General features: G+C 57.3%; 33 protein-coding genes, 1 tRNA gene and 2 pseudogenes. 14 read left to right on the top strand and 22 right to left on the bottom strand.

What is annotated here, in order from left to right:
- The first annotated feature begins 9 nt into the window (after nt 1–9).
- From KUF73_RS13110 to KUF73_RS13100, 3 genes are all read left to right on the top strand, one after another.
- Nucleotides 10–86: transfer RNA gene (locus KUF73_RS13110), tRNA-Met, on the top strand.
- A gap of 167 nt (nt 87–253) precedes the next feature.
- On the top strand, nt 254–1,486 hold the full coding sequence (locus tag KUF73_RS13105) for a tyrosine-type recombinase/integrase (RefSeq protein ID WP_218438452.1): 1,233 nt from the start codon (nt 254–256) through the stop codon (nt 1,484–1,486).
- Nucleotides 1,483–2,409: a hypothetical protein gene (locus KUF73_RS13100; RefSeq protein ID WP_218438451.1), complete on the top strand. Its 927-nt coding sequence runs from the start codon at nt 1,483–1,485 to the stop codon at nt 2,407–2,409. Before KUF73_RS13105 ends, KUF73_RS13100 begins: the two co-directional genes overlap by 4 nt.
- Here KUF73_RS13100 and KUF73_RS13095 read toward each other — a convergent pair.
- Nucleotides 2,395–3,012 carry a recombinase family protein gene (locus KUF73_RS13095; RefSeq protein WP_218438450.1) on the bottom strand — a complete coding sequence of 206 codons (618 nt, stop codon included), beginning with the start codon at nt 3,010–3,012 and terminating at the stop codon, nt 2,395–2,397. The two genes, KUF73_RS13100 and KUF73_RS13095, sit on opposite strands and share 15 nt — an antisense overlap.
- 199 nt (nt 3,013–3,211) lie before the next feature.
- Between KUF73_RS13095 and KUF73_RS13090 the strand changes: the two genes are divergently transcribed.
- A complete protein-coding gene (locus tag KUF73_RS13090; protein ID WP_218438449.1) occupies nt 3,212–4,414 on the top strand; it encodes a hypothetical protein in 1,203 nt (400 codons plus the stop codon).
- A 92-nt stretch (nt 4,415–4,506) separates the two neighbouring features.
- Here KUF73_RS13090 and KUF73_RS13085 read toward each other — a convergent pair whose 3' ends face one another.
- The 10 genes from KUF73_RS13085 to KUF73_RS13040 all read right to left on the bottom strand — a co-directional run bounded on the left by KUF73_RS13085 (nt 4,507) and on the right by KUF73_RS13040 (nt 8,997).
- Complete coding sequence (locus KUF73_RS13085) at nt 4,507–4,935, bottom strand: hypothetical protein (protein ID WP_218438448.1); 429 nt, start codon at nt 4,933–4,935, stop codon at nt 4,507–4,509.
- 62 nt (nt 4,936–4,997) lie between these two features.
- A complete protein-coding gene (locus tag KUF73_RS13080) occupies nt 4,998–5,621 on the bottom strand; it encodes a tail assembly protein (protein WP_218438447.1) in 624 nt (207 codons plus the stop codon).
- A 19-nt stretch (nt 5,622–5,640) separates the two neighbouring features.
- Nucleotides 5,641–5,988: a hypothetical protein gene (locus tag KUF73_RS13075; protein ID WP_218438446.1), complete on the bottom strand. Its 348-nt coding sequence runs from the start codon at nt 5,986–5,988 to the stop codon at nt 5,641–5,643.
- Nucleotides 5,989–6,005: 17 nt separating this feature from the next.
- On the bottom strand, nt 6,006–6,233 hold the full coding sequence (locus KUF73_RS13070; RefSeq protein ID WP_218438445.1) for a hypothetical protein: 228 nt from the start codon (nt 6,231–6,233) through the stop codon (nt 6,006–6,008).
- The gene (locus KUF73_RS13065; protein WP_256345643.1) at nt 6,230–6,673 is read right to left on the bottom strand and encodes a DUF5681 domain-containing protein; all 444 of its coding nucleotides are present in this window, start codon (nt 6,671–6,673) and stop codon (nt 6,230–6,232) included. The genes KUF73_RS13070 and KUF73_RS13065 overlap by 4 nt, the downstream gene beginning before the upstream one ends.
- Nucleotides 6,674–6,676: 3 nt before the next feature.
- Nucleotides 6,677–7,504 carry a hypothetical protein gene (locus KUF73_RS13060; RefSeq protein ID WP_218438444.1) on the bottom strand — a complete coding sequence of 276 codons (828 nt, stop codon included), beginning with the start codon at nt 7,502–7,504 and terminating at the stop codon, nt 6,677–6,679.
- A gap of 21 nt (nt 7,505–7,525) precedes the next feature.
- On the bottom strand, nt 7,526–7,714 hold the full coding sequence (locus KUF73_RS13055; RefSeq protein ID WP_218438443.1) for a hypothetical protein: 189 nt from the start codon (nt 7,712–7,714) through the stop codon (nt 7,526–7,528).
- On the bottom strand, nt 7,699–7,890 hold the full coding sequence (locus tag KUF73_RS13050) for a hypothetical protein (protein ID WP_218438442.1): 192 nt from the start codon (nt 7,888–7,890) through the stop codon (nt 7,699–7,701). The genes KUF73_RS13055 and KUF73_RS13050 overlap by 16 nt, the downstream gene beginning before the upstream one ends.
- Nucleotides 7,891–7,899: 9 nt before the next feature.
- On the bottom strand, nt 7,900–8,094 hold the full coding sequence (locus tag KUF73_RS13045; protein ID WP_218438441.1) for a hypothetical protein: 195 nt from the start codon (nt 8,092–8,094) through the stop codon (nt 7,900–7,902).
- Nucleotides 8,095–8,547: 453 nt separating this feature from the next.
- A complete protein-coding gene (locus KUF73_RS13040; protein WP_218438440.1) occupies nt 8,548–8,997 on the bottom strand; it encodes a DUF2280 domain-containing protein in 450 nt (149 codons plus the stop codon).
- 191 nt (nt 8,998–9,188) lie between these two features.
- Between KUF73_RS13040 and KUF73_RS13035 the strand changes: the two genes are divergently transcribed.
- From KUF73_RS13035 to KUF73_RS13010, 6 genes are all read left to right on the top strand, one after another.
- Nucleotides 9,189–9,389, top strand: a complete 201-nt coding sequence (locus tag KUF73_RS13035; RefSeq protein WP_218438439.1) for a hypothetical protein — start codon at nt 9,189–9,191, stop codon at nt 9,387–9,389.
- Between the two features lie 153 nt (nt 9,390–9,542).
- Nucleotides 9,543–9,713, top strand: a complete 171-nt coding sequence (locus tag KUF73_RS13030) for a hypothetical protein (protein WP_218438438.1) — start codon at nt 9,543–9,545, stop codon at nt 9,711–9,713.
- Nucleotides 9,714–9,811: 98 nt separating this feature from the next.
- Nucleotides 9,812–9,997, top strand: coding sequence for a hypothetical protein (locus KUF73_RS13025; RefSeq protein ID WP_218438437.1), 186 nt, complete (start codon nt 9,812–9,814; stop codon nt 9,995–9,997).
- Nucleotides 9,994–10,290 carry a hypothetical protein gene (locus KUF73_RS13020; protein ID WP_218438436.1) on the top strand — a complete coding sequence of 99 codons (297 nt, stop codon included), beginning with the start codon at nt 9,994–9,996 and terminating at the stop codon, nt 10,288–10,290. Before KUF73_RS13025 ends, KUF73_RS13020 begins: the two co-directional genes overlap by 4 nt.
- Nucleotides 10,287–10,805 carry a hypothetical protein gene (locus KUF73_RS13015; RefSeq protein WP_218438435.1) on the top strand — a complete coding sequence of 173 codons (519 nt, stop codon included), beginning with the start codon at nt 10,287–10,289 and terminating at the stop codon, nt 10,803–10,805. Before KUF73_RS13020 ends, KUF73_RS13015 begins: the two co-directional genes overlap by 4 nt.
- On the top strand, nt 10,802–11,071 hold the full coding sequence (locus tag KUF73_RS13010; RefSeq protein ID WP_218438434.1) for a hypothetical protein: 270 nt from the start codon (nt 10,802–10,804) through the stop codon (nt 11,069–11,071). The genes KUF73_RS13015 and KUF73_RS13010 overlap by 4 nt, the downstream gene beginning before the upstream one ends.
- 498 nt (nt 11,072–11,569) lie before the next feature.
- Here KUF73_RS13010 and KUF73_RS13005 read toward each other — a convergent pair whose 3' ends face one another.
- From KUF73_RS13005 to KUF73_RS12985, 5 genes are all read right to left on the bottom strand, one after another.
- Nucleotides 11,570–12,550 carry a hypothetical protein gene (locus KUF73_RS13005; protein ID WP_218438433.1) on the bottom strand — a complete coding sequence of 327 codons (981 nt, stop codon included), beginning with the start codon at nt 12,548–12,550 and terminating at the stop codon, nt 11,570–11,572.
- Nucleotides 12,547–12,714, bottom strand: coding sequence for a hypothetical protein (locus KUF73_RS13000; protein ID WP_187602413.1), 168 nt, complete (start codon nt 12,712–12,714; stop codon nt 12,547–12,549). Before KUF73_RS13000 ends, KUF73_RS13005 begins: the two co-directional genes overlap by 4 nt.
- Nucleotides 12,715–12,786: 72 nt before the next feature.
- Nucleotides 12,787–13,080, bottom strand: a complete 294-nt coding sequence (locus KUF73_RS12995; RefSeq protein ID WP_371135467.1) for a helix-turn-helix domain-containing protein — start codon at nt 13,078–13,080, stop codon at nt 12,787–12,789.
- A 16-nt stretch (nt 13,081–13,096) separates the two neighbouring features.
- Nucleotides 13,097–13,357 carry an AlpA family transcriptional regulator gene (locus tag KUF73_RS12990; protein WP_256345641.1) on the bottom strand — a complete coding sequence of 87 codons (261 nt, stop codon included), beginning with the start codon at nt 13,355–13,357 and terminating at the stop codon, nt 13,097–13,099.
- 387 nt (nt 13,358–13,744) lie between these two features.
- Nucleotides 13,745–14,875, bottom strand: coding sequence for a DUF2817 domain-containing protein (locus KUF73_RS12985; protein ID WP_218438431.1), 1,131 nt, complete (start codon nt 14,873–14,875; stop codon nt 13,745–13,747).
- Nucleotides 14,876–15,041: 166 nt separating this feature from the next.
- Here KUF73_RS12985 and ggt point away from each other — a divergent pair, with 166 nt between their 5' ends.
- Nucleotides 15,042–16,874 carry a gamma-glutamyltransferase gene (gene ggt, locus KUF73_RS12980; RefSeq protein WP_218438430.1) on the top strand — a complete coding sequence of 611 codons (1,833 nt, stop codon included), beginning with the start codon at nt 15,042–15,044 and terminating at the stop codon, nt 16,872–16,874.
- A gap of 162 nt (nt 16,875–17,036) precedes the next feature.
- The gene (locus KUF73_RS12975) at nt 17,037–17,408 is read left to right on the top strand and encodes a type II toxin-antitoxin system HigA family antitoxin (RefSeq protein WP_218438429.1); all 372 of its coding nucleotides are present in this window, start codon (nt 17,037–17,039) and stop codon (nt 17,406–17,408) included.
- Between the two features lie 24 nt (nt 17,409–17,432).
- Here KUF73_RS12975 and KUF73_RS12970 read toward each other — a convergent pair whose 3' ends face one another.
- A complete protein-coding gene (locus tag KUF73_RS12970) occupies nt 17,433–17,861 on the bottom strand; it encodes a molybdopterin-binding protein (RefSeq protein ID WP_218438428.1) in 429 nt (142 codons plus the stop codon).
- An 86-nt stretch (nt 17,862–17,947) separates the two neighbouring features.
- On the bottom strand, nt 17,948–19,042 hold the full coding sequence (ddlA, locus tag KUF73_RS12965) for a D-alanine--D-alanine ligase (protein ID WP_218438427.1): 1,095 nt from the start codon (nt 19,040–19,042) through the stop codon (nt 17,948–17,950).
- Between the two features lie 141 nt (nt 19,043–19,183).
- On the opposite strand from ddlA, the gene KUF73_RS12960 reads away from it, so the two are divergent.
- Both KUF73_RS12960 and KUF73_RS12955 read left to right on the top strand, forming a co-directional pair.
- Nucleotides 19,184–19,993, top strand: a complete 810-nt coding sequence (locus KUF73_RS12960) for an AraC family transcriptional regulator (RefSeq protein ID WP_218438426.1) — start codon at nt 19,184–19,186, stop codon at nt 19,991–19,993.
- A gap of 76 nt (nt 19,994–20,069) precedes the next feature.
- A complete protein-coding gene (locus tag KUF73_RS12955) occupies nt 20,070–20,438 on the top strand; it encodes a cupin domain-containing protein (protein ID WP_218438425.1) in 369 nt (122 codons plus the stop codon).
- Nucleotides 20,439–20,449: 11 nt separating this feature from the next.
- Here KUF73_RS12955 and KUF73_RS12950 read toward each other — a convergent pair whose 3' ends face one another.
- The 4 genes and pseudogenes from KUF73_RS12950 to KUF73_RS12940 form a co-directional block, all read right to left on the bottom strand.
- The gene (locus tag KUF73_RS12950) at nt 20,450–21,049 is read right to left on the bottom strand and encodes a flavin reductase family protein (RefSeq protein WP_218438424.1); all 600 of its coding nucleotides are present in this window, start codon (nt 21,047–21,049) and stop codon (nt 20,450–20,452) included.
- A 124-nt stretch (nt 21,050–21,173) separates the two neighbouring features.
- Nucleotides 21,174–21,611: pseudogene (locus tag KUF73_RS31705) on the bottom strand (methyl-accepting chemotaxis protein); the annotation flags it as partial.
- 150 nt (nt 21,612–21,761) lie between these two features.
- A pseudogene (locus tag KUF73_RS31700) lies at nt 21,762–22,400 on the bottom strand (PAS domain-containing protein); the annotation flags it as partial.
- Between the two features lie 219 nt (nt 22,401–22,619).
- Nucleotides 22,620–23,933, bottom strand: a complete 1,314-nt coding sequence (locus KUF73_RS12940) for an MFS transporter (RefSeq protein ID WP_218438422.1) — start codon at nt 23,931–23,933, stop codon at nt 22,620–22,622.
- Nucleotides 23,934–24,041 lie beyond the last annotated feature (108 nt).

Genomic DNA, 24,041 nt, shown 5'->3' with positions numbered 1-24,041 from the left:
GCGCCACTTGGCTACATAGCTCAGTTGGTTAGAGCATAGCATTCATAATGCTGGGGTCCGGGGTTCAAGTCCCTGTGTAGCCACCAAGTACCGATTTATAGATGTCTACAGCAGTCTATAAATCACCTCAAGAAGCCCGCCTCGTGCGGGCTTTCTTGTTTCTACCTGTCTCTATTCGTCTCTATCTATCTCTACCCTTCCTGTATCCCCCAGTGTATCCTCGAAAAGTAATTGAACCGGGGATACACGCCTAATGAAACGGTCCGAAATAAAGCGCCGACCTCTCTCCGACACGGCTTTAGCCGGGCTAGAGCCTGACGCCAAGGAATACCGCGAACTCGACGGGAACAGCCTTTATTTCCGAGTGAAAATTGATGGCCAAAAATCCTGGCAGCTTCGATACAAGAAACCTGACGGAAAATGGTCGTGGCTTGGGTTGGGCGGATACCCCGATGTAAGCGGATCGGTCGCCAGACAGAAAGCTGCCGAGCTACGCGCCGACGCGGCAGACGGAAAGAACCCAATCGTCACAAAGCAGGCCCGCAAGAAAGCCGAAAGTAGCACCGCCGGCGAAACATTCGAGCCGCTGGCGCGGGAGTGGTACGCCTCACGTCTCACCAACTGGGACACAGGCACAGCGAAGCGAATCATTGGCGCCCTGGAGCGTCACGTTTTCCCGGTGTTCGGTAAGCGCCCCTATGCGGAAATCACCCCGCTTGAGTGGATGGAATTTCTGCGCGGCATGGAGCTGCAAGGGATTCTTGAACAGATGAGCCGGGTTCGCTCGTACTGCAGAGACGCCTACGACTTGGCCAGGGTGACTGGACGAGCCACTCACAACCCACTTGAAGGCCTGCAAAAATACCTACAGTCCGGCAAGGCCGAGAACTACGCTCACGTCTCCCCTGATGAACTCCCGGGCCTAATACGCGCCATCGTGGCCTATCCTCACGCTCACGATGTGCGCCTCGGCCTGCGCCTCCTAAGCCTGTTCGCCGTGCGGCCCAGCGAGCTGCGCGAGGCGCAGTGGTCGGAGTTCGATTTCGCGAAGAAGGTTTGGACAATTCCCGTAGAGCGCAAAGGTCGTAAAAAAGGCCTTGAGCATCTGGTACCGCTTTCATCTCAAGCGATCGAGGCGCTGGAGGAGCTGCGTCAGTACACAGGCAGATATCCACTTTTGTTCCCGGGCCGCAGTGACCACACAAAGCCGCGGAGTGACACCGTGTTTCTGATGGCGCTGCGCCGGATGGGGTATGAAGGCCGGCAAACCGGCCACGGCTTCCGGCATATCGCGTCGACGGTGCTCAATGAAAACGGGTTCGACGAGAATCATGTCGAGGCTCAGCTATCGCACAAGAAGCCGGGCGTTGCTGGCGTCTACAACAAAGCCCAGTACCTGCCGCAGCGCACGACGATGATGCAATGGTACGCCAACTATCTCGATGAGATTTCAGCCGGCAATTTGGCCGAGAGGAAGCGAGCATGATCGAGCCGACATTTCTCAGCGTCCCGGAACTAGCGGAACGCTGGGGCGCTTCTTCACGCCAGATCCTTGAGCACGGAATCAGCCGTGCACTCCCGATTCTTTTTGCATTCGAGGGCCTGGCTTTCGACCAAGCAGATAGGTGGCTGATGAGCCACGGAGCGCACGACGAGGCTATGGAGTTGGAAGCCAAAACTAAATCGGTTGCAAGTAGCGAGGCTCATCTGCGAAGGAACGCCGCTGGCAACGTCGACGAGTTCAGTCGGATGGATCAAGACGAGGTGGTCGCTTTACGCCAGTCGATAAATGCGGACCATAATCGAATACGAGAGCTAAGCGATCGCCTTGAGCAACGAGATCGTGCTCGCCTCGATTACCGATTCATGGGTTATATGCGAGCGCCCCCGCGGGTACTTTGGGAGTTGATGCAGAACGACGACACCCCTTTTCCTCACCTGGCATTCCATCCTATTTCGGATGTTCAATTGGTAAACATCGATGGCAGGACGGTTTGGGAAGGTCGGATGATGACGCTAGAGCCGGATATCACCGGAGCGTGGAAAGGAAGGCTCCGAGTATCGGACTTGCTGATCCCATGGACATCGGCAAAGGCATTGGAAGCAGCCCAAAAAAGCTTTCAGGGAGAAGCTGATTCTCCCCCCTCGACCTCAGATCACGATGCAACAAAGCCCGTACCCCGCATGAAAGCCCAAGCGGCCGCAATCTTGGCTGAAATTTCTAGGCTTGGTCACGATCCCAAAGCCTTGCCTCTGGGTAGTCCGGGGAAACCAGGTGTACGCGCCCAAGTCTCGAACGTCATGAAAGAACAACGGCCCGATCTATTCACCACCAGTTCATTCAAGAGGGCTTGGGAAGACCTGAGGTCCTCCGGCGAGATTGCCGATGGCAAGTCAGCCACCCAGTGATTCCTTGATCCGGAGCACCGTCGTCGTTGAGCAGTCCGCGTGCCGGGCAGTAGCGCGTATGCCCAAGCCTGCCTTGAGTAGCTCAGTGACCCGCTTATGTAGATCGGCGTCGACTGGTCGGCCTTGGTACTTTCCAGCAGCCTTGGCTTTCTCAATACCCTGCGCCTGGCGCTCTCGACGCTGCTCGTAATCCTTGCGCGCAATCGCTGCCATCATTTCTACCAACATCGAGTTGATCGCTCCCAGCATCCGCCCGGTGAACTCGTCTCCCTTGGTGTCCTGCATTCCCTGGTGACTGGTTGGCAGATCGAGCGCGACGATGCGCAACCCCTTGGAGTCGATCGCAGCCTTGAGCTTTTGCCAGTCCTCCACCGGCAAGCGGGAGAGCCGGTCTATCGACTCAACCAGCAGCACGTCACCCTTACGCGCATCTTTGAGCAGGCGCAGCAGCTCAGGCCGGTCAGCGGTGGCGCCGCTGGCGTTCTCCAGGTAAACACTCGCGATGACCTTGTTATGGTCGGTGGCGAATTGCTCGAGTGATGCCCGGGCGCGTCCGGCGTCCTGCTCTTCGGTCGATGCTCTGAGGTATGCGCGGATGAACATGATGTGCGTCCCGTATCAGTTGAGGTGTCTCACTAATACTGTTGCACTTTGAGTGTTACTTATCAAGCGGAAAGGGCAAATAAACGCAAATTTGCGCGTATCAGCTCAGGCATACTCATCGAATCACATGGACATCTGCTCGGACTGCCAGTAGCGTCCGAGCGTTGCATCATTACCTTATATGGAATAGGAGCCCGCGATGGACCTCAACGCTTACCGGCAGCACCCCATTCATTCATCGGTGCTCCGTTTGCTGGCGATCCAAGAAAGCAAAAAACTGACTCAGGAAAGTGTTTCTTCGACCCCTCCATACGCTCTTGCTCGCGACAAGTGTTTTGCGATTGCGCATGTATTAAATGAATTCATTCAGCAAACGCCTCCAGAGCTTGTCGTCATCTCCGCCATTGATACGATGCAGCCGCATTTAGATGCGGTGGTATCCGCGCTTACGTCGTTCTTGGGGGACGAAAACCCTGAGCATATTGTTAATGCCAGCAACATTATGGAGCGAAATGTAGTTCCATTTTTTTGGGCTTTCATCCAAGGGCCGCGCGGAGTCAGCGAAGGGTCTAATTACTTAGCTGAGAGTCAGTCTGAGTTTGCGGCGAAATCCATACAGCAAATAGCGGAACAACGTGACTCACTTCGAAATATGCTTAATGTCGTAGAGGATCATACGAAGGCTCTTGCAGCAAAAATCGACGACCTCTCAGAGAGCGTTGCTAGAGAGAGAGGAGAGTCTGCGGCGGCTGTGGCAAAGCTCGATCAGTCATTTTCATTGAACGAGAGCCAGAGACAAGCAACGTTCGACACTTCAATCCAAGCTCAACACAATTTCGCCAAAAATGAGCTGGATATACAGGCCATTGCTGCCTCGAAAACTCTCGAAGACTTAAATGTATTCAAAGAACAAGCTGCGAAGATTGTACAGGTGGTGGGCAATATCGGCGTAACCGGCAACTATCAACGCATTGCGACCAGTGAGGGTGAAAGTGCAAATTTCTGGCGATGGATTACGGTGGCAATTTTTGGAACAGGCATTGCGCTCGCGATGGCCACATTCTACAAGTTCTGGCATGAGCCATTTTCGCAAGATACTGCCGTATCGGTACTCATTCGCTTGTTCTACGCCATCGTCATAACGTCACCAGCAATCTATACCGCGCGTGAATCTGCTCGGCATCGTACTAATGCTGATAGAGCCAGGCAGACAGAGCTTGAACTCGCTTCGATTGGGCCGTTCATTGAGCTTCTACCAGAAGAAAGCAAAGTGGCGATCCGTACGGGGCTTACATCAAGCTATTTTGGTCGGGCCACAGAGGCTCATACAGTCAGCAGTCCTCTTGATCCGGAGCACTTCAAAAATCTGGTTGAGATGTTGAAGGCGGTGAAGCCAAGTTGAGAAAGTAGTCTGGGGGGAAACGCCACAGTGTGTAGGTTTCAACACACTGTGTTGTTTTCGACACGGTGGCAGGTGACGATCATGTTGCGGGTTCAACGCCCGTAGTCGACGTAGGGGCCCAGGTAGAAGCCTTGCATATCCCCATTGATTCGATAGATGGATTCCTTCCCGGGCTTGACGTTGGCCGCCACTGTTTTGATTGCTGCGCCCGCGCATAGCCATGACTCGACGAGCCCTGTACCAAGATTCACTTCGCCAGCCGGCAGGTTGAAAGTAGCCTTCTGGCCCGGGCCAATCTTTGCCGCACGCTGGCCATCGATGTAAAACACGACGTCGCAGCCAGATCCGACAAAGCCGCTATCCCTGAACACGGTTACGCTTCCAGACTCTTTCGCTCCTGTGTCGTTGAAGCCATAAACCTCATCGGCCGGAACTGGTTTCGCTTCAGAAAACGGCATTGGTGCAGATACGCATCCGCCCAAGGCCAGTGCGATTAACCCCGCCGCAATAATCCTTTGCATGGTATTTCTCTCCTGGGAAAGGGCGAATGTAGCACTGGCCGCCGATCAATGCCGGCCTTCGCTCATACCGCAACGACCTCCGCCCAGGTGCCGACAGCAACCACACTGGAGCCGACCAGCATCCGGCCATAAACGATGGGCACGGGGAGGCCTTGCTGAGTGGAGTTAAACGCGCCGTTGAAGAGGTAGCTGGGTTTGTTTTCGGTGCTGGCTTGGTCTTCTTGGTTAGGGGTTTTAGGGGTAGGAGAGAGCATCTGTACGACGCCTCCGATGGTCATGGCGATGCCCATTGAGATCAGGCCGGCAGCCAGCGGCGAGGCTGTGCCGCCGCTTGCGATTGTCATCACCGCCCCGACCGCAATCAGCACAACCCCTACGACAGTTTGGAGCAGGCCGCCGTTTTTGCTCCCGGCTATAATCGGAACGATGCGGATCTCGGTCGTTCCGCTCAGGGCGAACTCGTCCTTTCCGACATTCACGCGGTTACGGAAGATGGCGAAGCGTATGCCCGCCCGTGACATTCGCATGATCTCATCCGTCCAGCCTTCGACCGTGTGTTGCAATGCACTGAACACCTCGCGTGTCGTACCACTTTCAAGTAATCGATCGTATTTACGTCCAAATTTTTGAGCCAGGCTGCCGGATAGGAGAATGCGTGTCATGGGTCGTTTGACGATATCGCTCATTGCTGCACCTCAAGAGTATTTACGTGTGGCTGGGTGTGGGAACTGTCACGCCCAGGCGGATAGCCAGAAGGTCTCGCGACATCAGCGCCTGATCGAGCTGCAGTTGTTCACGCTTGGGGTCGTAGTTCCATATCCGGTCATAGATTCCTTGGTAGGCCCTAGCGCCGCGGAACGTACCGCGGAGCAGGTCGGCCGATACCCGCGCTTCTTCCTCGGTGAGGAAAGGACCGTCGATGCTCACCTTCTCTCCGTCGCGGACGTGCCGGACATCCCACACCAAGTATCCGGAATCAGGTCCCTGGGCCATGTGATGTGATTGAAACTGAGTTGTCTTGCACGCCTCGGCGAAGCGTTCTTGATAGGTCACTTTGTGGTCTCCATGCCCTACTTCCCGGGCTTAGCTTGCGGTGATTTGAAGCCTTCAAGCAGCGCTAAAAGCTCGATAGTCTCCGCCTCCGCTGCCTCAAGCTCATCCCATGTCATGTGCGCTTTCGGCTCAAAAGCCATGGCTTCGCACCAATCCATTACTTCCTCGATAGCCCTTTCGATTGGGTTACCTTGACGTTCGTCAAGGTTCTTGCGAATCCTGCGGAGTTGTTCGCGCTTGCTCATCGCGTCATTGCCTCCACCTGCTGACGGAGCTCTTCGATACCTTTCTGCAACTCCGCCACCTCGATTACGCGGGCAACTGCGCCCAAGCCCTCAATGAGAGATTTGCCCTGGTCGGGAGCGAGGTGCCCGCCGGCGATCGCACGCATGATTGACTGGGCGGCGCTGGGAAGGTCGGTGTCGTCTAGTTCGAATTGCACGGGTTCGGAGGTGGGCTTGAGCGGCGGCACCAGGCGCTCAAGGATAAGGCGGCAGGCCTGCATATCACCCTTCTTGGCCGCCGCCAGAACCTTTCGTGTGACAGCATCAGCACCGGCCGCCAGCTGCGCGCGAATGGCCTGGGTTTGGCCGGAGCGACCGCCAGGGTTGCCCGAGTACCCAGGGGCAAACTTGCCACCTGCTGCGCGTCCCGGTACCACCTTTGGCAGGGCTGGCTCTTTCAATGGTTATGCCCCTGCCGCCAGTCGATCGCCGTCCGGAGTGTTCGCCAGGCTGCCGAGGATTTCCGCCTTGCGCTTGTCGTCTTCCCCGTCCGCCTCCTCTTGAGCGCGCGCCAAACGATCCTGAATGCGCTCAATAGTCGATTCAGCCGGCCCCTTCACAAGTTCCTTGGCGCCTTCCCCGGCGAGCTCAACTCGCTCATCAAGGGTAATGCCTGCCTCCTTACCGATGATCTCGAAGGCGTGCTGAAGTGTTTCCTGCGCAGCGCCGACAGCTTGGTAGAGATCCTCGAGCTCATCGGCCTCGCGAGGATTGGAACGCGCCACCGCCTCTTTGACGATACGCGCATACCACTCGCCGCTGATGCCGGTGAGCTCCCTGGGCAGGCGCAGCGCCGCGTCGACGAATGCTTTTTCAGTGCCCATTAGCAGCGTGGCGTTTCGTTCGGCTGGGCCCATCGCGCGAAGCTGGGCTGCCAGCGCAATGTCGATGTGTACCGCGGCCGGGTCACTGTCGCGATAGGACTTAACCGCCGTCATCTTGCTGGCGCGTTCGTCTACGTGCCCCTTGAACACTTCGAAATTGCGCTGCAGTTGCCCAAGGAAGTACAGACGATCCTTGGCGGTGGCATAGGTGTCCTGCTTTTTCGCTTGATCTGAAAGGCGGGCATCGTTGCGGATGTTATCTGTCGCGATGCTCAAGCCTTCGACGTGGTTACGAGCTTCGCGGGCGATCGAGAACAGATCCTTGAATGGCCCGTCCTCGCGGGTTGGCCAGAGCCCAATGATGCGCTCACGGCCGCCAATATTTGCTCGAAGTTGCTTAATTGCCATTACAGAATTCTCCTGATGGGGTCAGGCCCAGCGCCGCGGCGCCAGGTCTTCAAGGTGAACGTCGGCCAAATCATTGACCAGAAAGTCGATGAACCTGTTGCGGCCGTGGATGCGATAGCCGCCAGTGGGCAGATGATCGATTTGAATCCCGGCCCGGGCGGCGCGCTGGCGGACTACTTCGCGCTTTTCCTCCTTCATTGGATTGAGCATCCGTAAACCTCTTCGCCTTTTTCGGTGCTGATGCGCTTCTTGACTGCGCCGGCGACGGTGGCCACTTCACGGCGGACAGACTTCAGTTGCGGGTCGCCGCTGTATTGGTCCAGGGTCGCGTCCACTTTTTGGAGCAGGTCCAGGGCGTATTTCATGTCATCGATAGCTGTAGCCAAGTTGGTCACCTATGCGGCAAGGATTGTGGCGGTGGTCATGAGGGGACGTTGCTCGGCCAAGGCGATCAGCAATGCGCTGGCCTGCAGGTCGCCACTGGCGGCGGCTGACCGGATTCGATCCCAGGCGAGTTTCAGCTCGGCCTTTGTGAGGCTGCGGCTCGGGCCGCGCCCCTTTGGTGGTTGTGCTGTTGCGGAAAAAGACATTGATGCGCCCTCTCAAGCGATGAAATTGGCTTTTCGAGGAGTAGATTTGCGCTTATTTGTGTATTCGTACAGCGCTTTTTGGGTGCACTTTATGTGATACACAGATATAGATTGATATAGACGAAAAAGACTAGGCCTAGAGGCTTCAATCGAAGATGGTTTTGTTGCAGTAAGTCGTTGGCAGGCAAAGTGATACAGGGCTGGGTTTTCAGCTGAGTTCGCAAATCGCAGGTGGGGAGTTGCCTGGGGGGGGGGACGTCGATGGGGAAGTCTCCCCAATGGGGGAAGTTGCGCGACGACTACGAAGCTGTCCCGCTTGTAGACTTGGTACTGCTCGACGAGCTGCTGCAGATGATTTTTAACTTCCACCAATGGCGGGAGTTGAATTGCCTGTTCCGGCCTGCTGTCAGGTGTTGTCTAACGTTAGATAACGGTTGGGTAACGTTAGGAGCGTTACCTGAGTGTGTAGTCGCGAGCGTGAACGAACTCCACCGCGACCCTGGCAGCCGGCGTGATGGAGTTGAGTTGTGGCGGGCGCTTGACGTACATATCGCCAGACTCCTTGGCTGCCTGCTCGATCAATTGAGCGGCCAGCGCCAAATTGCCGCGCTCCTCGGCCTCCTCAACCATTCGCCCGAGTGCGCGCAGGCGATAGGATCGGTTAGCAACGGGGATCTCAATCATCGCCTCGCGGAATCCTGCCCGAGTGTCCTCGAACATCGTCACCCAGCGCTTGGCCAAGCCTTTGCTGCAACGCTTGGTCGGGTCGTGTGCTTCGACCTGCTGGCGCGATACCACAACGCCAAAGCTCTGTTTCACCGCGGTTGCGACCTGGGTGGGGGAATCGAAGCAGGCAAGGGCCTGGACGATAAAGGCTTTGATTTCGTTGTTGAGCGCGGCCATGGGCTTGGATCTGTCTAGGGTCTGTCAAGAATGTGCCCTCATGGTTGCGCGGAAACTGGGCAAAGGCAATCGAATAAGTGGCGCGAAGGCTCACTGAGTCGAGATATTTCACTGCATTATCGTGCCTTAGCAGGGGTTTTACCTGCACTTCGCAGATACACTCAAACCTGAGTACATCTCCCGGAGTGCCTATGTCCGTTATCGATTGCCCGTACCTGGATGAAGCGAAAGTGGTGGTGCCGCCAGAGCTGGCGCTGCTGATCGTGCGCAAGGCTACAAAGCTCGCCGCTGACTTCGAGGAGCAGGCCCTTGACCAGTTGACCAATGACGCACTCCGCGAGCTGCGACGTGGCACTGACGCCCAGGTGATCTATCGCCAGTTGTGCCTGTGAAGGAGCTTCCTCAATTTGAGGGAGTTGGAGCCCACGCTTCGTGCCCGGTGCGTGATGGGTTGCCGTGACACCTGCAATTATTTTGTACCTCTCCCTTGCTATATGTAAGACACTGTCTTACATTTGATTCATCGAAACGAAGGAGGGGAACAGATGGCAAACACACCCACAGTCACACTCAGGTTGCCGGCAGACATAACCGCCCGCGTCGATGCCTACGCCAAGAGCGTGGAGGCGGAGACAGGTGTGGAGGTGACTAGGACAGCAGCACTCAAGGCGCTTGTGATTGCAGGCCTAGAGTCGAAGGAAAAGCGGAAGAAGTAACGGTACAGGGAAATATTTCCCGCTACTCAGAAGAGGTGCCAACCCGGTGCGCTAACACCGGGAAGGCGATCACACGACGGAAACTAGAGGTAAACGTCATGCAATTTAAACAGAATACCATCCAAATCCTCGATGCGCGTGGGGAAATCATCGGCACCATGGTGCTGCCCTCCAACATCAAATTGAACGACCTGGCCTCGCTGAAAATGCTGGGCGCAATCAGCGTGAAAGTTGTTCCTTGCTCCACCCCTTTCAACGGAATCAGTGCCGGGGGTGTGCAATGAGCCGCACTCTGTTTGACATCGCTTACGCGTCTCTCGATGACCTGTACGAACTACAGGGCGCATTCAGCGAAATGAACGCTCTGTTTACCCTGCTCGCAAAAAATTATCCGGCCGGCATCCTTGCCAATGACATCGCTCAATTGGGGCTGGCCAGGAATGAGCACTGGTCCTCAACGGTGGCTCAGTGGACTGACTGCCTGGATGACGAGCTAGATGGCTTCCCGGAGCAAGCCCATGCCTACATCGCGAAGAACCTGCGCCGTGAAGCGCTGCGCGCGGGAGGTGCCCAATGAGCAAGCCATCTCTCAAAGCCATCCCCAAGTCAAAACGCTCACTGGCAAAGGGTAAGCAGATTGGCCTGCGGTCGAAGCCAGAAGGAAAACTGGCGTGGGATAGGCTTCCATTTGTAGGCAAGGATCACAGCAAGTACGCCTCCTGCTGGGATGTCCCGATGTCGGGTGGATTCTTCGGCGGGATCGCGGTTGGAGAGTCAATTGCTCGGATGTATTTGAAATATGTCAGGACCGAACGCGGCAATCCTGTCGCCCTATCGTCAACGCTGCTCTCTTCAATGCTCGCTTCTCTGGCTGCAAAACAACCGACTACGGAAGACGAGGAATACGCGTTAAAGGGGCAGCGCACGGGCTTTTTGAGCGAGCTTTCGAACTGGATTGAAACGGCGGTGGACCGGCTTGGGTCGAACCTTGACGCCATTCCTGAGCAGTCGTTTGTCCAACAGGCAAATGAGCACCTCACCAGAACGGATGCGGCGCTGATGGCTGCCATTGAGTCGAGAGGTGCAAAATGAGCACTGTCGACACTCTCATTCTTTCGGAAACCCAGCGCGCCGTGCTGGCTGAACTGATCACCGCGGAGCAACGCCACGCTACCCGCTGGTGGACGCATATGAACGAATTGCGGCGACGGAACGAGTTACCCGACTGGGCGAAAGGAAAGGACGTAGGCAGCTCACACGACCACGACCTATGGTGCGAGAGCCGGAAGGCGCTGAATCAGGCACTATTCGGTTCGGACGATCCGGGCGGCGATTGCCGGATAGAGGTAAAGGTGTAAGCCGGCAAGCAGCGAAAACATTGTGATAACCGGCTGGGTTATCACTGGGTTTAAAGGGCGCTCTCCGCGAGGACTGCGCCCTTTTCGTCTCACTGAGACGTTTCGGTCTCACTCGCCAGTTGTGCCGCCCGGGTAGAACAAGTCCTGCTCTTTGGGCGCTCGGGATAGTTCGGGCGCGGTACCGAGCAAGTGAGTCGGACCATATGATCCGAGTCGGACTGCATCGTGGGTGTTGACGCCTGCACGCTGTACTGGTTACTCGTTTTTGATTTTCGGGAATTGAATCAACACACATCCTCCTGACAGTACTCGGGCGTCCGGCTTGCGCTCACTGATTACGCGCTTTTGCTCTTCCCGATTCTTCATCGCCTTCCACATGATGATCAATGAGCTCATTCGTTGATACCTCGGATTCCGCTGCGCGTCGTGACTGTACTTACTCCACTTGATATCCCTTGATATCAACACTTAGGCTACTTGACCAACCTTGAGATCCCTTTAAAAGCCTTTATAAGCCTTGATATCAACAACAACGCCTTTTGGCCTACAGATCGCCTCAACATTCGCCACCATCGCCTCGGTCTGATCCCGCTCAAGCGCCCACCAGCGTGATGTCTTGCCGGTTTTTGGCCTATAGGTCATGCGATATAAGCCGACCATGGCAGCTTTCCCAATATGTTTCGGGGCAAGCCCTATCGCGCCATAGACGCCAATCTGTCGCGCAAATCCATCACCACCGTTTTCTTCGAGCCAGCTGTGAATGACTCCGATAGCCTGGTTTGTCTCATCGTTAACCGGGTATATGAACTCAGAGTCGCACTCATCAGATTCAGCTATGTAACTGACCTTCTGAAGAAGCCCCATGCTCGCCAGAGGCGAAAGAACAACCCAAGCGCCTTCATTACCTGCGGCATCCTTAACCCCGCTGAACTCGGCAAACGGACCGGAAGGTCTCGCTCTCATCTCTTCCGACTCAAAGCCATAAAGGATGAATGGGCCTATCGGGCAAATAGTCTCGCGGGAATACGTCTGCCAAACCAAGCTTCTTGGCAGGCCACCGTCGTTGTCGATGTCGTGTTCGGCATATAGCTCGACAAACTTCTGAAGCAGAACCAGTTCTCCGGTTTCACGGAGCTTGGTCACTGGCGGGACCTCACCTCCGGCGCCGTCGATCAGTTCGTTCGGGAGCCAGATGAGCTTAGCATCGTCCTTGGGCTTACTGATTTTGTAGCGCGGCTTTTTCCCAGTCTTGAGCACTTTGACAATGTCGGCCGCTACGAGAGCCTCAATCGCCTCCTTTGCGCGCCGCCATGCTATGCCGGCTTTCTCAAAAATAGCCTGGGCGCTCCATGAGGTAGTGGAGTTGTCCTTCCCCGTACCTCGAGCCATGACAAGCAGGGAGACTGCCGGCTTTATTCCTAAATCACAGGCGGCCGCAAACTCATCCGCCCCTATCGCAAAAAAGTTGCCATGGCTCATTTGGCTAAATCCTTTTCCTTTTGATCGAGGCCTGCTGTGAGCAGCAGCCGGACGACATCCGACCTTTTTACGTCGAGCCCAGTTTTTTGTGACAAGGCCTTTGAGAACGCCTCAATACGGTCCAATAAATCCGTAGGAAGACGCATCGTTACATGTTGCTTCATGGCTGCAACCTTGTGTTACGTTGTGGCACAAACTCTACGCTTGTGCCACAAAATTAACAATGTGTCACCACGCTAAGCTTGTCGAGCGAATGACTCTTGAGGCTCAGCCAGCAACGTGTAGAACGCAACTCTGGGGTGCTTGCGCCCCCACTCGTCCTCAAGCGTTATGAGCTGCGTATAGATGACATAGCCCACACTGCGTAGATCGCATATACGGGCGCCCGGGCGACAGATATTCAGCTCTCGCATGATCATGAAGGTGTCCGCAGATCCAGCACGAAGACGCGAAACGAGTCGTGTATTCTGTGCATTGCGACTGTTATCATTGATACTAGAGTTGTTGTGGCTGGCCTGTTGGTCGGCCATTTTTTTTGTGGTCATTTTATGCCGCCTCCCCACGAAGGGCGATGCGCTGAAGCACCCACTGCTGAACTTCGGCCAAAACCCAGGCGACCGGAGCGCCGCGATGCCTGCTGTCACTCAATGGAACCGGTTTTGGGAAGGTGGGGTCGTCTTTCAGGCGCTTGTAAACGGTGGGCCGCTTGTAGCCCGTGAGGGCCTCAAGCTCCTGCATTCGGATGAGGGTGGTCGCCGGATCGCAAAATGTGCGGATGTCGAAGCTGTTGGAGCGTTGGCTGTGCATATCAATATCCCGATGTTGATAACGTCGGGGTTGATGCTCTTGGGTGAGGTATGCCCCCTCGCAAGTGTCACCCTGTGCCTCTTTTTCGGGGGGTATACCGGGGCCAGCAGCGCGCGCCTTGTATCCCCACGTGTATCCCTCGAAAATACACGCCAAAACATAACCATAAAAAACAACAGCTTGCGAAACTGGTTCAAATGCCTGTGTAGCCACCAAGTACTAAAAACGGCTTACCGAAAGGTAGGCCGTTTTTTTATGCCTCGAAAAAAAGCCTCCTTTCGACTCCCTGCAGGAGCTGCCGCAGGCTGCGATCTTGCTTTTGAAAAACAAATCAAAAGATCGCAGCCTCGTTTCACTCGACAGCTCCTACAACGCCCGAGTAGTCGGTCAATCGTGGGAGCGAGCCTGCTCGCGAAAAATCGTCGGCAGCGCCGACAACGCCTTCTCCCATATCTGCCACGTGCGCAGCCAGACCATCGCCTGCCAGTCGTTGTCGGCGGGATAGAACTGTTCGAGCAGATTCAGCTTGATCGCCTTCCCTACCGCATCGCTTGGATTGCCGTGCAGATGCAACCAATGATCATCGCGCAGATGGCGATGCACGTCCGCCCCCGGATACGTTCCGCACTCGATGACGAACGGCATCATCCGCACCTGCGGCAACGCATTGATCAATGCCTGCGAGGTGTAGCCGGTAGCGGTGGCCGCAACGCCGGTTTCACTCAGCGTGTCGGCACCGGTGTGCAAGGTATAGAGCCACGGACCATAAAGCGCCTGCGCATCAGCCAACCCCGGATAGGCCGATTCGGTGATGGTCAGCAACATCGGATGACCGTACTCGCCAGCACCGGTGTGCAAGTCGAAACACATGGCGACGTCGGCGTGAGCGGCATGTTGCTGAATGATTTGATGCAAGGTGCGATTCGACCAGCTCGGCGCCAGCCCACCGTAGAACAAGCCATCGGGATGCGCATGCTGCCCGCCTTCGACAATTGACATTACCGCTGGCCAGCCATGCTCGCCAATTTGCGCCTCAAGCAAGGCATCAGTGCGATCCCGTTCGGGGCCGAGCAGCTCGGTGCAGGCATAGATGTCGTGTAACGCGTTATAGGCCTGATTGTCCGGCAGCGGACGCTCGAAGTTCAGGTGATTGCGGTTCAGGTCGATGTTGTCTTCGTTGACCCGACGTAGCCACGCCGTGCCCCAAGGATTGATCAGATGGATCATCACCACGGCAACATCGGCGGGCAGCGAGCGTTTGCCCAGTTCTTGCAGCCATTTGATCTGGCAACCCGAGCCATAGAAGCCTTCGACCCCATGGGTACCGCTGAGCGCAATCAGCAGGCGTTTGGCGCCAGGATCGCCGAGCACCGCCACATCAGTGCTCAAGGGCTCGCCAAATGGGCCTTTGAGCGGATGCGGGTATTCGGTCAGCGTTGCACCGGCTGCGGTTGCCGTCGCAAGGAATTGTTCGCGCTGGGACCGGTAACTTGGCTGGGTGGGGAACTCAGTGTGCATGTCTGCCTCTTGTTGATTTTCTGGCCTGCCTATTGCCAATGACCCTACAGAAATTCCGCCCGTTGATGAAGGACAAAAGCGAGTTTGTCTTGGGACCCGGTTTGCGTCACTTCGTGGTGGTCGATACAGTCCACGCTACCTTTATCCAACGGACGGAGTGCCCAACGTGTTCTCAGCCTTCCACTTGAGCCGCTTTCGCCTGCCAGCGTTGTCGCTGATCGCTGCCGCTTTAACCCTGACCGCTTGTAATGCTCCGTCGGTATCAACGCTCCCGGTCGCGCCGGAAAGCGCTTCCGGTTTTCGCACTGACCTGCAAACCCGGCACGCTTCGAAGCACATGGCGGCAGCCGCCAACCCATTGGCGGCCGAGGCCGGGCGGGAGATGCTGCGTCGCGGTGGCTCGGCGATCGATGCGGCGATTGCGATGCAAGCGGTGTTGACGCTGGTCGAGCCGCAATCGTCGGGTATCGGCGGTGGCGCGTTGATCGTGCTTTGGGATGGCAAGTCCGTACGCACTTACGATGGCCGCGAAACCGCACCGGCCGGCGCCACCGAGAAGCTTTTCCTGCAAGCCGATGGCACGCCGATGTCGTTTACCCCGGCGCAGATTGGCGGTCGTTCGGTGGGCACGCCGGGAGTATTGCGAGCCCTCGAACTGGCGCACCAAAAACACGGTCGCCTGCCTTGGGCACAGTTGTTCGAACCGGCAATCAAACTGGCCGAACAAGGTTTCGCCATTTCGCCACGCCTGCACCTGTTGATCGCCTCGGATTCGTCGATGCGAAGTTCACCCGATATGGTGGCTTACTTCCTGAACGCCGACGGCAGCCCGAAAGCCGTCGGCACCCTTTTGAAGAACCCTGCGCTGGCCGCCGTGCTTAAACGCATCGCCAACGAAGGGCCGGATGCGCTGTACAAAGGTGCCATCGCCCAAGAGATCGTGAGCAAGGTCCAAGGGCACAGCAACCCCGGCAGCCTGTCGCTCGTCGACCTCAAAAACTACACGGCCAAGGAACGCGCGCCACTGTGCACCGACTACAAACGCTGGCAGGTCTGCGGCATGCCGCCACCGTCATCAGGCGGGATCGCCGTGGCGCAGATCCTCGGTACGCTGCAAGCGCTGGAGACGCGCGAGAAGCATTTTGCACTGGCGTCAATGAAACCGCTCAAAACCAGCGCTCCGGCCGGCATCGAACCTTCCCCGGAAGCCGTGCACCTGATATCGGAAGCCGAGCGCCTGGCGTATGCCGACCGTGCGCAGTACGTCGCCGATACCGACTTCGTCCCGGTTCCGGTCAAAGGCCTGGTGGACCCGACTTACCTGGCCAGCCGCGCTGCGCTGATCGGTGACCGCAGCATGGGCACCGCCAGCCCCGGCACTCCGCCAGGTATTGAGGTCGCCTATGCGCCGGACCGTTCGCCGCTGCGCATATCCACCTCGCAAGTGGTGGCGGTCGATGACCAGGGCGGCGCGGTGTCCATGACCACCACCATTGAATCCGCTTTCGGTTCGCACGTGATGGTTCAAGGCTTCATGCTCAATAACGAGATGACCGACTTCTCGTTCATCCCCGAAGAGAACGGGCAGAAGGTCGCCAACCGCGTCGAACCAGGCAAACGCCCACGTTCGTCCATGGCCCCGACGCTGATCTTCGACCGTCAGAGCGGTGAGTTCCTCGCCACCATTGGTTCACCCGGCGGTTCGCAAATCATCGAATACGTCGCCAAATCCACCGTCGGCCTGCTCGACTGGAACCTCGATGCACAATCAGCCATCAATTTGCCCAACTTCGGCAGCCGCAACGGCCCGACCGAATTGGAGCGTGGGCAGTTCAGCCCGGCATTGATTCAGGCGCTGAAGGACAAAGGGCATAGCGTGAACGAAATCGACATGACCAGCGGCACCCAGGCGATTGTTCGGGTCAAGGATGCCCAGGGTAAGGCATCGCTGACGGGCGGTGCCGATCCTCGGCGGGAGGGGGAAGCGTTAGGGGATTGAATCGTACGACGGCGTGAGAAAGGGCTTACCGGGAGGTAGGCCTTTTTTTATCGATATAAACGCACGATCGTGACCTCATTCAGCCTTTTCCTACCCGAATTTGTCGGCACTCACCAACAATACGACGCAATCGACGCCGAAACCGTTGAGATGGAGTAACCCATGAACATTCGTCCGATCCACACCGACGAGGATTACCGTGAAGCCCTCAAGAGCGTGTCAGCCCTGTTCGACAACGAACCAGAACCAGGCACCCCTGAGGGTGATTATTTCGAAATCATGATTACGCTCATCGAAGCCTACGAATCGAAGCAGTTTCCGTTGGACTTGCCCAATCCAATCGACGCAATCAAATTTCGCATGGAGCAATCCGGTCTTTCCGCTGCCGACCTTGCGCCAGCCATTGGCCGAAAAAACCGCGTCTATGAAGTACTCAATGGGAAGCGCGCATTGACGCTTCCGATGATATGGAAACTTCACGAACTGTTCGGGATACCCGCACAGAGCCTGATCAAGCCGGTAAAGCAAGCTTGATCAAGCGCCAACTAAATCCTGAAATCAGGCCGGCACACCCAAAATAATGTGCGATGCCTTGATCACCGCCGTCGCACTCACACCCGGCGCCAGGCCCAGTTCGGCCACGGCATCGCGCGTCACAATCGAATAGACCTCGGCTCCGCCGTCGAGCTGGATGACCACTTCGGCGTTTACCGCGCCGTCAGTAACGCTGGTGACCTTGCCCTCAAGGCAGTTACGGGCCGAGAGGCGGATGTCGCTGGAGTCGGTCATCAGCATGACCCATGGGGCTTTCACCAGCGCGACCGCCTCCTTGCCGACAGCCAGGCCGAGACTCTTCACACTCTCCATGGTGACAACGGCCACCAGTTCGTTGCCGCCAGGAAGTTTCAGGGATATCTCTGCATTGACGGCGCCGGACTGCACTTGGCTGATGGTGCCTTTGAACACGTTACGCGCGCTGACCTTCATGAATTTGTAGCCTCTGATGGTTATTTTTGTATACAACCTACAACATCATTCTGTCTGAGCGGGCATGACGCGATGTCGCACCCCATCTAACGACTGATTTTCAGCGCCTGCCGAGCCTGGTGTTTTTCCAGCGCCAGATCGATCAGCCGCGTGACCAATTCACTGTAGGTCATTCCAGCGGCCTGCCACAGTTTCGGGTACATGCTGATGCGCGTGAACCCTGGTAGCGAATTGATTTCGTTGATCAGCACTTCGCCGCTGTCGGTCAGAAACACATCAACCCGCGCCAGCCCGGAACAGCCCAACACCTGAAACGCCTCGATGGCCATGGCACGAATGCGTTCGCTGGCCTCGACGCTGATCTGCGCCGGGACCACCACTTCAGCCGCCTTGTCGTCGATGTACTTGCTGTCATAGGAATAGAATCCACTCTTCACCACGATTTCGCCGCAACCACTGGCGATGGCGTCTTCATTGCCGAGCACCGCGCATTCGATTTCACGGCCACTGACCGCGGACTCGACCAGCACTTTTTCGTCGAAGCCCAACGCCAGTTTGATTGCCGCCGAATATTCCGCTTCATCGGTCACTTTGCTCACGCCGACGGAAGAACCCTGATTCGCCGGTTTGACGAACAGTGGCAGGCCTAATTTGCCCGAGACCTCGGCAAACCCGGTACGCGCGGCGGAGCTGCGCGTCAGGGTCACGAACGGCGTGACCGCCAGCCCGGCATCGCGCAGCAGGCGCTTACTGATGTCCTTGTCCATGCAGACGGCCGAACCGAGCACGTCGGAGCCGACAAATGGCAAATCAGCCATGCGCAACAAACCTTGCAGGCAGCCGTCCTCACCGAGGGTGCCGTGGACGATCGGGAAGATCACATCAACATGACCCAACAATTCCTGACTGGCGGTTTCCACCAGTTGTTGGCTGGTCTTGCCCGGCACGACGGCCAACTCACGGTTGGACTGATTGAGGGCGATCAGGGCCGGGTTTTCCTGATTCAACAGGAAGTTCGACGGGTCGTTCAGGTGCCAATGGCCTTGTTTGTCGATGCCGATCAGCACGGGTTCGAAGCGCGAGCGATCCAGCGCATCGACGATGTTTTTCGCCGACTGCAACGACACTTCATGCTCAGCGGAACGCCCGCCAAAGATAATCCCTACACGCAGTTTGCTCATTCAAAATTCCTCAACGATGCGCCACACATTGCAACATTTACCCACGGCTTTCTACTCGCGCGAGTCCATCCATCAGGCAGAAGACAGGCGGCGGGTGACTGGGGTAAGTTGTTTTGCATCGAGCTTGAGGCAACGATAACCATGGTCCGCCCCCCTCTCCACAATGACTGGTTCCATCGCGCGCCCGACGTCGGCGGGCTCCAGCGTTTCGAGGCGTTTTTTGCCGGGCATGGTTATGACCTGCATCGCCACGACACCTATGCCATCGGCCGAACCCTGGCCGGCGTGCAGAGTTTTCAGTACCGCGGCGCCTGGCGCCACAGCCTTCCCGGCGGGACCCTGGTGCTGCACCCGGACGAAGCCCACGACGGCGAGGCCGGCACCGAGGCCGGTTTCAAATACCGCATGATGTACATCGAACCGGCGCTGATCCAGCAGATGCTCGGCGGTAAGCCGCTGCCATTCATCAAGAACGGGCTATCGAACGACCCGCGTTTATTCGCCGCCACTGACGTGCTGCTGCGCAGCCTCGACTCACCGCTCGATCCGCTGGAGGAACAGGACGCGCTGTTCGATCTGGCGCAAGCGCTGAACGGCGCTGGCGGCGTACCTGTCGCGCGCCAAAGCTTCGACTATGTGGCGGCGGAACGTGCACGGGAATATCTGCACAGCGCACTGGATCGCACCGTGACTCTGGAGGAACTGGCACAGCACAGCGGCCGGGATCGCTGGAGCCTGTCGCGGGACTTTCGCCTGTTGTTCGGCACCAGCCCCTATCGCTACCTGACCATGCGTCGCCTGGACCTGGTCCGCTCGTTGTTGATCCAGGGCCAGCCGCTGGTCACCGCAGCCCTGATCGCAGGCTTCACCGATCAAAGCCACATGACTCGGCAATTCAGCAAAACCTACGGCCTCTCACCGGCGCGCTGGATGAAAATGCACCGTCGCTGAGTCACGCACAATCGTACAAGAAGCGCCGCGAAGCACTGGTTATCGTGGGTTCACGATCAACCACGAGAGCCGTTCCATGAAAGCTTATGAAAGCCTCAACTTCGCCGAAAAAATCTCCCGGATCGACGCGCACTGGACGCCTCGGGTCATCACCGAAATGAACGATTACCAGTTCAAGGTGGTGAAACTGCTGGGGGATTTCATCTGGCACGACCATCTCGATACCGACGAAGCCTTCATCGTTCTCGAAGGCCAATTACGCATCGATTTCCGCGATGGCCACGTGCTGGTAAACGCGGGAGAAATGTATGTGGTGCCAAAGGGTGCCGAACACAAACCGTTCGCCGAGCAGGAGGTAAAACTCCTGCTGATCGAACCCAAGGGCGTATTGAACACCGGCAGCGAAGGGGGCGAACGTACGGCGCAGAATGACGTCTGGGTGTGAACGCCGCCGGCTTACGACGCCAGGGACTTGCCGTCCACCGGATCACCGATTTTCAGGAAATGCCCGCCAGCCACGTGGTGCAGGGTACGCAGCGCGTCCTGGCCTTCGAAGTGCCAACGCCCGTCACTGAATACGCGCTCGTCGGCCTGAGCGGCAATCACTTCGGCCAGGAACAGGTCGTATTGCTGATGGTTGTTGGGTTCTGGCAGCAGTCGGCATTCGAGCCAGGCAACGCAGCCGTCGAGCATCGGCGCATCAATCAGCTCGGCACTGAAGGTCGGTAAACCGTAGACCTCGAACTTGTCGCGTCCCTGGTCCCGGGTGATTTCCAGGCCAGACGTCGAGCCGACGGTTTGTACGATATCGGCCTGTGCTGCGCAGGGAACGTTCAACACGAAGGTGCCCGAGGCCTCCAGCAGTTGACGGGTCCAGGTGGACTTGTCGAGCACCACGGCGATTTTCGGCGGTTCGAAATCCAGCGGCATGGCCCAGGCCGCCGCCATGATATTGCGCTGCCCGCCATGGGCTGCGCTGACCAGCACGGTCGGCCCGTGATTGAGCAGACGGTAAGCCTTGGGCAAAGGGACCGGACGGCGGTGGGAAACGCTCATGGATGTCTGCTCCTGGGAAAAGAGCCGATTGTAGCGAAAAGATCGCAGCCTTCGGCAGCGCCTACAGAGAACGGATACCTATGTAGAAGCTGCCGAAGGCTGCGATCTTTTAACGGTCAAGACATTAAGTCGCCAACTGATTGGCAAACTGCCCCACCGCATTCACTACTTTCTGCGCACCGTCCTGGATCTCGACGATCACGGTGCCCGCTTCCGCCGCCAGTGCCAGGCCTTGTTCTGCCTGAAGCTTGCCGTCGGTCATCAGGGCCACGGCGTTACGGGCCATGTCCTGGTTCTGACGCACCACGATGACGATTTCATCGGTGGCCTGGCTGGTGCGCGAAGCCAGTTGCCGGACCTCGTCTGCTACCACGGCAAACCCTCGGCCCTGCTCTCCGGCGCGAGCCGCTTCGATGGCAGCGTTAAGCGCCAGCAGGTTGGTTTGCTCGGCGATCCCGCTGATGGTTTTGACGATGGTGCCAATCACCAGCGATTGTTCGTTCAGGGCTTCGATTCCATCACCGGCGGTTTGCATGTGTTTGGCCAGGTCGCGCATCACGTCCACCGCCTGAGTCACCACGGCCGTCCCGCGCTGGGCACTCTGATCGGTTTGTTGCGAGGTGCTGTAGGCGATGTTCGCGGCTTCAGACACAGCAGCTTCCTGATTGACCTGATCGGTAATCACCGTGGCGAACTTCACCACTTTGTAGAGCTTGTTGTTGGCATCAACCACCGGGTTGTAGGAAGCCTCCAGCCAGACCGTACGACCATGGCTGTCTACGCGTTTGAAACGTTCGGCCACGTACTCGCCCGCATTCAGGCGGCGCCAGAAGTTCTGATACTCGGCGCTGTTGTAGTCCTCCGGCAGGCAAAAGGTGCGGTGATGCTTGCCTTTGATCTGCACCAGGCTGTAACCCATGCCGCTGAGAAAGCGGTCGTTGGCTGTCAGCACGTTGCCATTGAGGTCGAACTCGATCACCGCCGTCGAACGCACCAGCGCGCCGATCAGGTTTTCATGCTCACGCGAGGCTTCAATGGTGCGGGTCAGGTCACTGGAGAAAATCGAGAAATGCTTGATTCGGCCATTTGGGCACCGCACTGGCTGCACGATCGAACGCAACCACGCTTCCTGGCCAGTGCCACGCAACAGGCGCACAGTGCCGGCAAAGTGCTCGCCACGGGTCAGCGCATTCCTGAAACGCTGCTGGAATTCGTCTTTCTTCACATGATCCGGGACGACTTCATCAATGTGCCGGCCGACCAGTTCGTTGCTTTTGTAGTGCATTTCGCTGAGGAAGTTCTGATTGACCGATTGCACCCGCCCATCAGGATCAAGGGTCAGTACGAGCATCTCGCTTTCCAGACTGTCCCTCACTTGCTGAAGGCTGGAGAGTTCTTCGCGAAGAGCCGACAGCTCCTGCTTCAAGCGTTTATTGAACATGGGGACGCACCGATGGACTGGGATGAAAAGCGGTTTACAGCCAAGCCATCGGCCTTGAGGATCTTTTCTGAAGAGTGTTTCAGCTTTGTCCTACAAAAATAGTTACACCCTGTAGGTCGTCCCCCGTACTCACATCGCGTCAGCGGTCGAACAGCAGGAGGTTCTCGGCATCCGTGCTCCAAAATACACCGCACTGCTTGCGCCCACCGCGCCCATTACCGCGCAAAAAATCACACAGATCCAAGGGCTCCACGGCATCAGGCCAATCAACAACAGCGGTGTGATACTCGCCCACGCGGCGTAGGCAATGTTGTAGGTGAAGGAAATACCCGACACGCGAATCCGTGCCGGGAACAGGCTGACCATCACCGACGGTACCGCGCCGACCACCCCACAACTGAGCCCGGCCACTGCATAGGCCAGGCCGAGCCAGTTGCCGCCGCTGATCAGGCAGGCATAGAGCACGCCGATCCCCACCGGCAGCAGCAGGCTGTACACCATCACCGTGCGCCAGGCACCAATACGGTCGACCAGCAATCCGGCGAGCACGCAGCCAATGTTCAGAAAAACGATACCCAATGCACTCAGGGCAAAGGTGTGGCTGGCGGTCATGCCGAAGGTTTTTTGCATCATGGTCGGGGTGATGACCACGAACACCACCACCGCCGAAGTCAGCACGCAGGTGAGGATCATCGCCGGGAACATGGCCAGGCGATGTTCACGCAAAACCGCGCGCAGCGGCAGTTCGACGTCGTCCTCGCGCCGGGCCTGCATGGCCATGAACACCGGGGTTTCGCTGAGCCAGCGGCGCAACCAGACACCAATCGCACCGAACACCCCCCCGAGCAGGAACGGGTATCGCCAGGCGTAATCGAGGATTTCTGCCGGCGTGAAGGCCTGTGCGAGAAACGTTGCCGTCAACGCACCGAGCAGATAGCCGAAGGTCAGTCCCGCCTGCAAAAAGCCCAAGGCGTAGCCGCGATGGCCGACCGGCGCATGCTCGGCAACGAACACCCAGGCACTCGGCACTTCACCGCCCACCGCCGCGCCTTGAAGAACTCGCAGCAGCAACAGCAGCAGCGGTGCGAAATAACCGATTTGCGCGTAGGTCGGCATGATCCCGATCAGCAGGCACGGCAGCGCCATCATCAGGATGCTCAGGCTGAAGACTTTCTTGCGCCCCAAACGGTCGGCGAAATGCGCCATCAGGATGCCGCCCAGTGGCCGCGCCAGATAACCAGTGACGAAAATGCCAAAGCTTTGCAGCAAGCGCAGCCATTCGGGCATTTCCGGCGGAAAGAACAGCTGGCTCAGGGTCAGGGCGAAGAATACGAAAATGATGAAATCGTAGATTTCCAGTGCCCCGCCGAGGGCCGCGAGCCCCAGGGTCTTGTAGTCCGAGCGATTGAACGGCGTCGGGCGCGAATCGATGTTGGCAGTCATGAAAAAAACTCTGAAACAGGCAAAAACCAAGGCGCCCATGGTCTACGCAAACGCGCCTGTGGACAACCCTTAGACCAAAGTCCCATAGCCGCAAAACAGCCCCGCAAA

Source organism: Pseudomonas sp. PD9R (assembly GCF_019200975.1).
In the GTDB taxonomy this organism is placed as follows: domain Bacteria; phylum Pseudomonadota; class Gammaproteobacteria; order Pseudomonadales; family Pseudomonadaceae; genus Aquipseudomonas.
This window is presented reverse-complemented; position numbering and strand designations above follow the sequence as displayed.